Here is a 12,439-nt window from a genome sequence, read left to right on the forward strand (position 1 = left end):
CTTCAAGGTTTGGGTCGGGGGACTGGACGTGGTCGGAGTAGTTTTCGGAACTTCTGCAGTACTGTGGGCGTTTGTATCGGCAGGTGCTGCGGTTTTAGCGGGCATCACAGGGATTATCGTGCCGATTGTCACGCACAACCAGACGACTAAAGCCAACAAGGCTGGCTTCTATCTGGAATTTACACAGCGTTACAACACTCCTGAGATGCATGATGCACTTCTAAAGCTTACACTTCTTCACACAGAGCTCGGTGCGAGCCTTCCAGAACGGTTTACCTCTGAATTTGCGCGAGGAACTGAACTTGGCCGTGAACTCGATCGAGCACGCCGAGAGGTGAATCGGTATTTCGTCAATATTGCGGAAATGCACACAAATGGCTTGATTGATCGAAAACTGGCTTCAATGCTGTGCAACTTTCAAGGATTGAATATTTTTTACACCGTCGTCATCCCTATGAACGACGCAAAGTACGGCAAGCTGACTCATACACAGCGGCTTTACTCAAAATTAAGACGAATCCGTCCCCAGTATGAAGATGGGACATTTGGGTTGAGGCCATGATCCAGCTTAGAGCGGACGACACTCCTCTACAGAACAGCAGTTGGATACAGGCATGTAATTCATATCTGTCTGATAACTGCATCGCCCCTTTATTTGACTTGTATCACTATAGACGCAGCGTCGCTCGGCTAGCCGCTGAGCCCTACAGTCGTCTGGTTGATGCGGGCCACCCTTTAACCATCGACAATTTCAACTTCTGCGCAAGTTCGCACTTTCTACGAATCACGAATCGATTCCTCTTGAGAACACGGATACCTGAATGGAGTATCGAATGGCTGAACTAGTTCGAGTCGCGAGGTACGATTTTTTAAGTAAACTCTCTGAACCTCAGGCCCCTTTTGGCAGGACTGTTTACACCGGCCGGGATTCATCTGGTCAGGCGATCAGAAGGACCCGGTACATTAAAGTCGTGTTCGACATGCCTTGGCCGGAAAATAAGAAGGCAAATTTAGGGACCGATCTACCGCAGAGCCGTCGAGGCGTGTTCGGAGCGATTTATCGAGTTAAAAGCCTGTTTCAATCGACCCTCGGTGACGAAGTCGATGTGCTCGACATAGTTGTGGGGTGCGTGACAGTTCGCTACGGTTTTCCCGATCACGTTCCGGCCGGTCTCGTGGCCATTGCCGCTAAGCGCTTGTGGGAAACCAGGGACATGTTCACCGTGATCGATATAAAAGCGAACGCCGACGGAAAAGCTATTCGTATAAAATGAAAAATAACTCACGTAGACCAAAGCCGTCGGGAAATACCCCGGCACCACCGCACGGTATCCCTTACGCAGCCATCATCGTCGTTGTGATAGCGCTGCAAGAAGAAAACAACACCTTTCATTCGGTCCTGAGAGCGCGCGGTAATACGAGATGGAAAAACGTGCCGCCTTCGCCTCGACGTACCTATACCTGTGATTTCCACTCTGAGGTCGGTCCCGTCCTCATATCTGTGCAGGGCCTGAAGGGGATGGGCAATATCGAGGCGGTTTTAGGCACAACCGAAGCGACGACTCGCCTCCATCCCGATCTTGTCATTTTGGTGGGCCTTGGTGGCTCTTTGCACCCGGAAAAAGTGCAATTGGGTGACGTTATTTTATCTAACCAAGCCAAATTGTATATGAGCGACAAGGTCGCGGACATCGGAGCAAAAAAGCAGGGTAAAAACCGCTATAGGTTTAGCGATGCTCCCGATCAAGGCGCAGCGTTGATTGTTGATAAACGTGACAAATTTATGGACTCTTCGTTTTTTCGCTACGAGCGCCGATTCATCGAGTCCGAGGGGACACATGATTTATTGGGGAAAGCGGAGCATGATTTATGCACCGATCTCACATGGATGAATCGCGTGCCAGACGCGGTCGTGCCTGATAAATACAAGGCAGCCTACAGTGCCCGGTCAGGCGGCGCTATTCATAGTGGTTGGCTTCTAGCGAGTTCGCAGGTCGTCGACAGCGCGGAATTTCGCGACTATCTACTCGATAAAAATACCTCCCTTCATCTTGATATCCACATGCAAACGGCGGAGCCGGATCGATCGCATTGGAAGGCCGGTGAGATTCTGGCGGTTGATATGGAAAGTTACGGCGTACTAAAAGCGGTCGAAACCCTTCGGGTAAACATTGGCAACACTGTCGGCGGCATTGTGGTCCGTGGTGTGTCAGATCTTTGCGAAGAAAAGGTTGGCACCGATGATTTGTCCGGCAATGCAACCCGTTTAGTCGCGGTCCAAAACGCGTCAGAAGCAACACTCCGAATAATAGAGGGTATGGATTTCCTAAGTCTATTCGATACCTAGTCCACGCCCCTTCCTCGGGAGCGTCCAATTGACCAGTTGATGGTGCCTCTGTCGAATACACCGGCCACACTCTTGCCCACATGCGGCTCCAGCACCGGCCGCCACGGCACCAGCGTAAAATCCCGCGCGCGCTCGATGACGGCCAGACGTCCTTCGGCGGTGTCGCGATAGCCCAGAAGTTTGCCTTCCACGCGCTCACCCTGCCGTGCTGGCACATAGGGCTTCTCGCCGTCCGCCACGACACGCCGGGCGATTGAGTCCCATTCACGCCGCCGAAGGCCCTCGCGCTCGGCTGGCGACAGTACCTGCTGGCCCTCGACCGGTACGCCCATCCCTTCAGACGCCAACCAGGCTGCACGGGCGATACGGGCCTGCCCGACCCGGCCACCGAACGCCACGTCGGAGACATCGGGCCCCATTTCCCGGTCAAGCCAGGTCAGCCCCGGATACTGAGCCAGTCGCTCCAAAGGCAAGGACGATAGCCGCTCGATCTGCACGGGTTTGAGGCGGGCCTGATGGCGCTCGTAGGCCAGTGCGTTTTCGCCGTAGGAAGGTGAGATTACAAAGCTTCCGCTTTCCAACCGCTCGACACCGCCGGTCGCGCGTCGAATGGCTTCCAGACGCCGAATATGGGTCTGGGCAAAAGTATCGGTAGCGGAGGGATCAGCCTTCAGGTGAGCTTCAATATCATAAAGGCTGCCATTGGCCGTCGCCACGCGGAAAATAGTGTGGTCGGCAGGCTTCAGTTCTGGCGTCACAGACACCACCCGCACGATCATCCCTGGCTCGATGCTGTCGGCCGGTCCCAGTCGACCGATGTCGAACACGTGGTCGCGTCCGTCGGTCGCGGCCACGGCCAGATATTGCCGCTCCCCGAAATCGTCCAGTTCGCCCCGGCGACGAACCTCACCAATGATGGCAGGTGCCTGCTCGCTGGCATCCAAATGAAGGACGGCGTGACGCAGGTCCGTTCCGTTCATGTCGTAGGTCAGGGATTTGATGAGATCGCCGCGCTCACCCATCTGTCGTAGGGTCGTCTCCATATCGTTGCTGAGCCGCCACAGGCCGCCGCCCATGTCTTCCGCCAATCCGAAAGCTCCCAGGGTCTGGAGGCGGCCCGCGCGAAGGCTATGTTGGAACGCATCACTATGCCTGGCAACGACGGTCTGATCCGCGCCCTTGTCACGCCAAAGCTGACGGTCAATACGGGTTAGGCGCGGCTGATCGATTTCGCGGCGCAGACTGTCGGCGATTTCGTGGTCGGTTTGTGGCCCGAGATCGAGCGTGACCAGGGCCTCCGCCCGCGCACGAATGCCAGTGCTGATATAGTCGCGAGCCATGACCAGATCCTGCCCCTGATCGTCGCGCCCCCGGATGGCGATATGGGTGTGGGGATGGCCCGTGTTAAAGTGATCGACAGCCACCCAATCGAGCCCCGTGCCCAAGTCCTTTTCCATCTGGGACATGAGGCGTCGGGTCAGTCCCTTCAGGTCGTCATACTGATCCCCATCCTCGGGGGCCACGATGATCCGAAACAGGTGCCGGTCGTCGGCGCAGGTTTCCAGGAAGGCCTTGCCGTCCGCGCGGTCATTGTCGCGATCATACAAGGCCCCGGCCCGCCCGTCGCGTGTGGTACCATCGCGTTGCAGGTATTTGAGGTGGGCGCGGGCGGCTCCCAACCCCTTCCCGGCCAGCCGGGTGAAACGGGCTTTGATAATGACGTGGCGGCTGCCTTTGGGCCGGATACCGATGACCGCTCGCCCGCGCCCCATACGCGCCTTAGTGACAAAGCGCACGCCGCCCTTTCGCGTGCCGCCAGCGCGCTGAACGGCGTGCAAAACCTGACCGCGAAAGCTGCCTTCGCCCCTCGCGCGCATCTTTCCGAGCCGAGGTTTGAACTCATCATCCTTTGAGACCATGGAGGCCACCTTTTCTGTTACTTTTCAGTGTTTTAGACCTAAACACCTCCACACGCCCGGCCTTGCCTCCCTAAAATCCGATGTGCAGACAATGACTTGGCCGACATAGGAGGCCGTGGTTTTATCTTGCCATCCCTTTTCCCTTCTCTTCACGGCCCGCCCTCCGGTCGCGCCATCTGACTCAGCGGCACGAACAAGCCGTTGGCGCCTTCGGGGGGCACCGGCTCAGGGGGCGTGTCCGCTCCGACAAAAATGGCTATGCCCGAGGCCAGGGTGGGCTCGGCGCGAACAACCGTTCGGAGGTAAAGGCGCGTTTCCAAAGGCAGGGGACGGCCTTTGAGCCAGTCAGCGTACCGTCCGGGCCCGGCGTTGTAGGCGCCGAACAGACCGGGGTAGCCGAAGCGATCGTACATGGCGCGCAAATAGGCTGTACCGGCCCGGATGTTGTCGCAGGGGGCGTGCGGATCAGGTCCCAAACCATGTTGGACGCGCATCATGTCGTAGGTGCCGGGCATCAATTGCATCAACCCCATGGCTCCGGCTTTGGAGGTGATCGGCCGACCGTTCAAATGCGTCCGTCCCCCACTTTCCGCCTGTATGACGGCGTCGATCCATGGAAAGGGAATAGCGAAATCTGCACTCGCTTGCATAATGCAAGCCCGCCAGAAACTTGTCTCAGACTGCGCCCACACCGGCCCGCTTACCAGTCCAAAACCGGTGATTAGGCACGGTAGAAACCGCAACGCCCGCATCACATAGGCTCCAGTCGGCCGCGTACTAAGGCCATGGAAACGGCCCCGAAATAGCGACCATCGAAGGAGTGCGGACTGTTAGGATTGAGCGGCAGAAATTCGCCGGATTGCAGAGATCGGCAGTCTTGCCACTGTGGCAAAGGACGCCCCTGCCCGTCGCGGGTTTGGCGTGTGGCAATGCTGTGGCCATTGATCAAAATCGTCATCCCAATGGCGCATATCTCGTCGCCGGGGAGTGCGGCGACGGTCTTGATCATGGGAACCGATTTGGGGAGATACCGGCGTTTGTCCGCCAGATCTCGGACATTCGCCGGCGTGGTCATGAGCACCACATCGCCCCGGTGCAGGACCTTTACAGGGTATACACGGTAGAAGCCTTTGGGGACGCTGGCGCTGGCGTTGTAGACGACCATGGGCGTCTCCCGACCCCACTGATTGAACGCCAGACTGAGGAGCGCGGCCGTGGTGATCCCGGACAAAACCAGGTGGCGACCACGACGGCGGCGCTGGTGCTGGGGTGACGGGGTTTGCCGCATTATTTGGCCTCCCCGTTCGACGGAATTTGCACCCCGTGCGCCTGTGACCACGCGTCGAGATCATCGATATGGTAGCGGATATGGCGACCATGCTTACGATAGGCCGGACCGCGCTTTTTGGGTCGCATCTTCTCCAGGGTACGCGGCGACAAACCGATGTAAAACGCGGCTTGTTTGGTGTTGAGAAACGGGCTGCCCTTCTTGGCGGCGGCCGCACGATCTTGTTCATTGGACATGGAATTCGCCTCTTGTCGGATGGTGGACACCGGCGCGCAATTGAGCGGGCCTGCCGACAAGACTGGGCGTGAAACACGAGACCCGGCAGGGTCGAAAACGGGGGGATGCGAAAACGTCCGTCCCTCCCGCGCGCTGGCTTTGTCCCTGTGGCTGTCTGACTATGCTCGACCCGCGAGCCCTGCCGAAGGCAGGGCGAGCCGCCGGACAATGCTCGGGCTGGGGCTCGGTCCGGGCTCAAAAAAAGGAACCCGCGCGGCTTAACCCAACCGCGCGGGAAAGGGGTTTCAGATGACGGCGGCCATGAGTTTCGTGGCCTTCATTTCGAGGTCGAGGCGGCTGTCTTGGTGCGGCTTCTGACGTGCTAATGCCGTGATGCCCTGCACGAAATCGAAGACGCTTTCCGGCTTCTTGCCCTCTTCTTTCAGCACGGTGTCGATGATTTTCTGGGTTTCCGACTTGGTAAATCCGCGCTTGGTGAGGAAGCCTGAGCGCTCGTCATCGGTCTTTGCCACCACGGTTTCGCGCGCGGCTTTGACGCCTTCGATAAACGGCGTTGGGGACGAATTGGCGAAGCGGGTCAGGGCGGGGGCAGCCTCATAGGCGAAGCGTCCGGCGGCGAATTTGGAATGCCGGATGGTGATGGATTCGAAGTTTTCGACCCCCCAGATATTCCGGTTCTGACAGACGCCACGCAGGTAAAACGACGCAATGCCGAGGCTGCGCGATCCCACCTCAGAGTTCCAGCAATAGAAGCCCCTGAAATAGACATCGGGGTCGCCATTGGGCAAACGTCCCGCTTCGATGGGGTGCGTATCATCCACCAAAAACAGGAACACGTCCCGGTCTGAGGCGTAAAGAGTGGTCGTTTCCTTGGTCACGTCCACATAGGGGTTGTGGGTTCGGGTCGTCCAGTCCATCACACCGGGAACTTTCCAGCGGGTTTCGCCGAGGCCATTCCCGGCGATCTTGCGCACGGCATTGACCAGTTCATGGTCCCAGATGCGGCCATAGTCTGGCCCTGTCACAGCGCGCAATTCGATGCCACCATCTGCGGTTTCCAGTGTCTTGATCTGTTCGGCGCGGTGGTTCATCAGACCGTGTTGCAGGTTAATGCCTGACAGGGGCGCGGGCAACTGGCGCAGGTATCCCGAAGGGGCACCGACAAGGGTACACAGTTGGCCGAAACTCCAATGGGTCGGGGCAATCGGATCGGGTCTGCCGGGACAAATCAGAGCGAGGCGTTCGGCGTCTTCTAAGCTGGCTTCCACACGGACTTGATCACTGGGGACGGTGCGGACATGAGCGCTGTCGGCCCGCCCTCTCACAGCGTCATAAAGGTCATTTAGGTTTAGAAACCGCTCGTCATCGGGGCGGGCAAACCACTGCGAGGACACACGACCATCACGATTGCCGAGGAACGGATTGACGGCGAAGGCTCCGGACACGGCGGTCGGATCAGAGGGGATATTGGACATTTGAAACGCTCCTTTTGGGCTTGGGTTGCAGCGCAAGACCGCGCTGAAACCCTGCCCCTCGGCGAGAGCTGGGGTAGCAAGGGTCAAGGGCGTTTCCGGCGGAGGGGGATCACCCGGCCTGCACGGAGCCGTTGCGGAGGAAGGCCGGGGAGACCGCCGGAAACGGGACTGCAGGGACGCTCCCTTGACCCGCGCGAGGGCGGAGCCCTTAGCCTTAAATTGTCTTATTCCGATCTCAATTCCGCTGCTTTCGGTGGATATATTGTTCTCCAGTCGCCGGAACGCCCTAACACGGACTCCGGTGGCTTGCGGACGGTCTCCCAGCCCCCCTGAAGACCGTTCGCCCCCTCTCAAGGCTAAACGACAGACCCCGCCGTTGCCCCCGGCGAGGTCTCTTTTTTTTACGCTGCAATTCGATTTGCCTCACACCCTTGTGTGTGGCGGCGACAGGGGTCAGGCGATAGGTTCCCCCATGGTCATCGGGATCATTCCCCCCCCCCCTCGACTCCGATGACCGGAGCGGCTTCGCCCCCCGAAGCCGCTCCCCAACCGCCTCCGCATGCATACGAAAAGACCCCGCAGCGCTGGCCACGGGGTCGGGTTGAGGCGTTATTTCGACTGCGGACGGGTCCACAGCAGATTGTAGGTGTCCGGGTGTTCGTCCTGGAACAGGCTGGCATAGATCGGATGCGGGAAGGAGGGGTCGTCGAGCTTGAGGGAGACGTAGTCGCGCCCGTTGTCGGCGGTGCGCTTCCAGCCGGCCCCGATTTCCGCCGGCCCGGTATAGACACGGTAGTCGGGGGCGTTTTCGGAAGCGGGCTCGCTTTCGACCAGACGGGCCTTGAAGTTCAGGGTCGCGGTCTTGATGGAGCCAGAGAAGCCGGATTCGGATTTCGAAAAAGTGCCGATAATGGACATAGGTTTGTTCCTTTCTGCGCTCGGGCCGCGCCAATCGCGACCTCGATGGGGGTCGTGCGAACGGGGCCGGACCGCGCGCACCCGCAGGGCCGAAGGACTGGCGGTGGGGGCTTTTTTGCTTCGCGATGCAAAGCGCAAAGCGCGGCGGAAAAAAGCTCACAGCGCCGGTTGCGCGCTTAGGGCCGGTTGCGTTCAGACCTCTCATCGTCGAGGTCGCGCCAAGGCTTGCGGCTCGGCCAGACAGAGGCGAACCGTGCGCCGTCGTCGCCCGCCGGGACATCCGCACCGGGTTCTCTGGCTCCATCGGGATGGGGCTCCGTTCGAATAGCCCTCGGCGGGGCGAAACGTCTGCGGCCCTCCGAAACAGCCCCCGATGGCCGCGCCCGTATCGGGTCGAAGGGACACGCCAAAAGACGGGAAGCGTACCACCGACGCGGGACGTGAACGCGCGGTGCAAGATGGGTGAGCCACCTTTTCGGCCTCTGGTCTATGCCCGCCTGTTTCAGGGCAAAGCCCTGCCAAAGGCAATTATGAGAGACCGGCGAGTGGTCGAAGCCCCCCTCAACCGATCCCGTGTTCCTCGCTGCCGGGTCTTTTCGAGGGCGTTGGGGCGACAAAAAAAGCCCCGCGCCACCGGCGCGGGACCGTCTAAAAAGATAAGACCGGGACCGCCCAAGCGGTCCCGGTCCCCTCTACTCTGCGGCTTCGGGCAGGTCCGGCAGACCGTCCGTCTCCTCCGGCGCGGGCAAGGCCAGCGCCTCATCCGGCTCATCCGGCTTATCCTGATCCGGCAGCACGGGTGTACGCAGGCACATCGGAAGCCAGCCCGTCGCGGCCACCAGTTGCTCGGCGGCAGCGGCCATTTCCGGCTTTTTCAGTTTGGTCAGACGGTCGGCGGCGTCATCGCCCACGGCTTGGCGCACGGCGGCGAGAATTTGGCCCTTGGTCACGCGGCTGAAATAACTGCGCACGGTCGGACGCCAATGCCCCGTCATATCCAGACCGAGGTGCGCCGCCATGTCGATAGACGCGGCATAGGCCGCCTTGGGCATGTAGGGCTGGATCACGGCGAAGACGGTCGAGGCCGTGCAATGGGCCATGAGCGCCCCCAAGGTTTCGGCGTCCAGTGTCAGAATATGCGCCCACAGGTCGCCCGGAAAATCCGGCAAACCTTCGGCCCATGCGTCATGCCGGGTATTGAGCGCCGCCGCCGTGGGCGTCTCGTCCAGGCCGTCGGCGAAGCTGGAAATTGGTCCGCTGCGGGCGGTGATGTCGAGACAGGTGACGCTGCGCTGCCTATAGAAGGTGTCGAGGGCGAGCTTATGGACGAGGAAGCGTGCGGCCAGTTCCGGCTGTTCGGCTAAAGCGTAGCGCAGGGCGAGTGTGCGGTGGGTGGTCAGGTCGCGCAGCAGGAGGTCGGACAACGGCACGTCCTCCGCCACGTCTGCCTCCCCGTCTTCCTCCGCATCCGGGTCTGGGTTGGCTTCGGTGCTGTCGCGGGTAAAGCCGTCCGTTTCCGGTGCGTCCGCCGCTTCGTCTTCCGGTTCGGGCACCTCGTCTTCGGGGCGGATCAGGCCCCGTGTGATATTGACCGTGCCGTCATGGGCGAGGCTGACAAAGACACCGCCGCGCGCGATATCGTCCGGTAGATAGGCCTCTTGCAGCGCTTCAAGGCGCTCGATTTCGGCCTCCAGTTCGCCCGCCCGACGGTCGATGTCATCGGGCAATTCGTCGGCCCCTTCAAAGGGGGCGACGAGGTCTTCGAGGGTTTCGTGTGCAAGCGACAAAGCTGCGCGGTCGTCGGCTGACAGGTCTTGCGGCTCCTTGTAAACGCGACCCCATCCGTTGCTATAGGGGTAATCCAAAGCGACTTCGGCCCATTTCCAGCCTTCGGCTTGGCGGGTGGTAGCGGCAACCTGCGCCAGATGTTGCATGACCAGTTGGTCCAGCAACGCCGCGTCGGTGAAATAGCCACCACCGTCTTCGGTGAACAGGTCGCGCTCGATGACGCCCCCGGCGGTTTCATAGGCGTCAATGCCGATCAGCCTGGCACGGCGGTCGGTGTGGGGCACCTGCCCCTCGGTCAGAAGACGTTTGATGTGGTAGGGTTCATTATAAACGCCTTTCAGCCGGTCGAAGGCCGCTTCCTGACGGGCGTGGTCTTCGGTGACGGCGTAGGCCATGAGTTGGGACAGGGTCAGCTTTTCGTCGCGGTAGGCCTGCATCAGGACGGGCGACACCGCGCCGAGGCGCAGCCGTTGCTTGACGGTCTGGTCCGACACGCCGAAGCGGGCGGCGATCTCGGCGGCGTCCATGCCGCGATCAATATTCAAGGCGCGGAACGCCTCATACTGATCGGCGGGGGTCATGGCTTCGCGGGTGACGTTTTCGTCCAGACTGACCTCATGGGCGTCATCGGTTTCGCGAATGACGCAGGGCATGGGCGTGTCACGGGGGATTTCGCCGTCCTTGGCGCGGGCGATCTGGGCCAGTCTGCGGCCCTCGCCCGCCGTCACGAAATAGAAGCCGGTTTCGGCCCCGGCCTCATCCACTTCGGCCTTGACGATCAGGTTTTGCAGGATGCCCTTGGCGGCGATACTGGCGCGCAAACCGGCCAAAGATGCGGCGCTGTGCGGGGTCTTGCGGGCATTGTCAGGGGATTTGGTCAGGCGATCCAAGGGGATCAGGGTTTGAAAGCCGGACTGAACCAGATCGGTAGAGACGGGCTTGAGAACAAGTTTAGACATAGCCAGTTCCTTTTCTAGGTTAGGGTTTCAGCGGGCAAAAGGCCGCGCTGAAACCCTGCCCGTCGGCGAGACCGGGGTAGCAAGCGCAAGGGCGGTCGGGCGGAGGGGGATCACCCGACCTGCACAAGCGATGACTGGCGTGAAACTAAGTCTGAACTGAGCGCGCGGAAGGCCGGGGAGACCGCCCGGCCGGGCCGGAGGCCCCTGCCCTTGGGCGCGCGAGGGCGGAGCCCTTAGATCTTTTGAAAAGATACATTGCTTGCGGGATCGCTACCTTGCGCAAACAGACATGGGAGATTTTACGGAAGTCTGCGTCGCCCTCCATAAGGGTATCGACTACGAACAGACTATCTATCGCCGGGAAGTCACCGGCTATTAAAGCGCTAAACACGCCCTCATCGAGGTCTACGCGCCGTTCCGCCGCGAGGACCCGACACAGTCATTCTGGGGTGACATCACCATGGATTACGACACGGCGCGTTGGCCAGAGCCCGCCCGCGTCGCCGAAGCCCTTGAAAACAACAAAATTTAAGTAAGCGCGTCCCTTGAACAGCGCCTACCTGCCCCCTAAATCCAGAAGATTGCATCGTGCCCTTTTTCGGCGCTGAAGATTGCCGCGGGGGGCCTTATGCACATAGACGTAGAGGGAAAGGCGATCGTTCGCCACAAGGAGACGGGCGAAACCTATAGGTTCGACGCCGATGACCTGGACTGGTCTTCCGCTTCGGCTGGAGAGGCGCCTATGGGCGTTCGGATCGAACATAACGCGGAAATTGACCATCCCGCCCTGGGCCCTATCTCGTGGCGCCTGTGGGAATATCGAGGCGGCGCAACTGGTCGTTGAGACGCTCGCTGACACCGACCTTCTGGAGCCCGAAGTCCACGCCGAATTGGAAGCCGAACGTGTACCGTTCATTCTCCCCCTGGAAGGGGATCGCGGAACCGGTATCGAGCGCAAATCCTTCCTTCGCTCGGTCTCAAATACACTGTCGACTATCGCCGACATGGCAGGGAAGTACATTAAGGCCGTTGGTGGGCGTATGAAGATCGGTCATATGAAAGCTTGGGAGACGCTTGGCGAGAGCACAACGCTCACCCTCTTTACGATCGCGATGACGCCGCTTTCCACGCTTGCCGCAGGTTATCCTTATTTTGCTTTCCTCTTGCCCATAATTGCATTCGTCGGTCAGTTTACGGACAAAAAGTGACCTTCGTCACTTCGCCGCCCCTAAGCCCCCTTTTTCTTATGCGCGCATCCGTTTTACCCAACGGGACATCTCTTTGGGCGGTCGTACTTCGAACTGGAACACTTTGCTTTCAAAGGCTTGTTAGCACGACCGCCGGAGTAGTTTAGAACAACTCTACACGCAATTGTGACACTTTCGCATCTGTCGAGATTAAGTCCTTATCGCACTTGCGTTATAATCCAATTATAATCGGCTAACCGCCCAAACCATATTAGATTCAATAGCCTCGGAAGGGCGTTCGGGTATTTGGTTCCTTCACAA

The 12,439-nt window shown here is 59.6% G+C and carries 11 protein-coding genes; 4 read left to right on the forward strand and 7 right to left on the reverse strand.

Annotated features, from left to right (window positions below):
• Positions 1-28: 28 nt before the first annotated feature.
• The 3 genes from PQU98_RS03400 to PQU98_RS03410 all read left to right on the forward strand — a co-directional run bounded on the left by PQU98_RS03400 (position 29) and on the right by PQU98_RS03410 (position 2,347).
• On the forward strand, positions 29-562 hold the full coding sequence (locus tag PQU98_RS03400; RefSeq protein ID WP_272743470.1) for a hypothetical protein: 534 nt from the start codon (positions 29-31) through the stop codon (positions 560-562).
• A gap of 271 nt (positions 563-833) precedes the next feature.
• A complete protein-coding gene (locus PQU98_RS03405) occupies positions 834-1,274 on the forward strand; it encodes a hypothetical protein (protein ID WP_272743471.1) in 441 nt (146 codons plus the stop codon).
• Positions 1,271-2,347: a 5'-methylthioadenosine/S-adenosylhomocysteine nucleosidase family protein gene (locus PQU98_RS03410; RefSeq protein WP_272743472.1), complete on the forward strand. Its 1,077-nt coding sequence runs from the start codon at positions 1,271-1,273 to the stop codon at positions 2,345-2,347. Before PQU98_RS03405 ends, PQU98_RS03410 begins: the two co-directional genes overlap by 4 nt.
• On the opposite strand, the gene PQU98_RS03415 is transcribed toward PQU98_RS03410, so the two are convergent.
• From PQU98_RS03415 to PQU98_RS03445, 7 genes are all read right to left on the reverse strand, one after another.
• On the reverse strand, positions 2,344-4,266 hold the full coding sequence (locus tag PQU98_RS03415; protein ID WP_272743473.1) for a DUF3363 domain-containing protein: 1,923 nt from the start codon (positions 4,264-4,266) through the stop codon (positions 2,344-2,346). The genes PQU98_RS03410 and PQU98_RS03415 overlap by 4 nt on opposite strands.
• Positions 4,267-4,415: 149 nt before the next feature.
• Entirely contained in the window at positions 4,416-5,018 is a 603-nt protein-coding gene (locus PQU98_RS03420) for a lytic transglycosylase domain-containing protein (protein WP_368408130.1), read from the reverse strand.
• Positions 5,018-5,554 (reverse strand): S26 family signal peptidase, encoded by a 537-nt coding sequence (locus PQU98_RS03425; RefSeq protein ID WP_303649418.1) that lies wholly within the window; start codon positions 5,552-5,554, stop codon positions 5,018-5,020. The genes PQU98_RS03420 and PQU98_RS03425 overlap by 1 nt, the downstream gene beginning before the upstream one ends.
• Positions 5,554-5,790: a helix-turn-helix domain-containing protein gene (locus tag PQU98_RS03430; RefSeq protein ID WP_272743475.1), complete on the reverse strand. Its 237-nt coding sequence runs from the start codon at positions 5,788-5,790 to the stop codon at positions 5,554-5,556. The genes PQU98_RS03425 and PQU98_RS03430 overlap by 1 nt, the downstream gene beginning before the upstream one ends.
• A 285-nt stretch (positions 5,791-6,075) precedes the next feature.
• The gene (locus tag PQU98_RS03435; RefSeq protein ID WP_272743476.1) at positions 6,076-7,266 is read right to left on the reverse strand and encodes a DUF932 domain-containing protein; all 1,191 of its coding nucleotides are present in this window, start codon (positions 7,264-7,266) and stop codon (positions 6,076-6,078) included.
• A gap of 609 nt (positions 7,267-7,875) precedes the next feature.
• Complete coding sequence (locus PQU98_RS03440) at positions 7,876-8,184, reverse strand: DUF736 domain-containing protein (RefSeq protein WP_272743477.1); 309 nt, start codon at positions 8,182-8,184, stop codon at positions 7,876-7,878.
• Between the two features lie 692 nt (positions 8,185-8,876).
• The gene (locus tag PQU98_RS03445) at positions 8,877-10,931 is read right to left on the reverse strand and encodes a ParB/RepB/Spo0J family partition protein (protein WP_272743478.1); all 2,055 of its coding nucleotides are present in this window, start codon (positions 10,929-10,931) and stop codon (positions 8,877-8,879) included.
• A 773-nt stretch (positions 10,932-11,704) separates the two neighbouring features.
• On the opposite strand from PQU98_RS03445, the gene PQU98_RS03450 reads away from it, so the two are divergent.
• Entirely contained in the window at positions 11,705-12,139 is a 435-nt protein-coding gene (locus tag PQU98_RS03450) for a hypothetical protein (RefSeq protein WP_272743479.1), read from the forward strand.
• Positions 12,140-12,439: the final 300 nt, after the last annotated feature.

The organism is Asticcacaulis machinosus (assembly GCF_028550435.1).
GTDB lineage: Bacteria > Pseudomonadota > Alphaproteobacteria > Caulobacterales > Caulobacteraceae > Asticcacaulis > Asticcacaulis machinosus.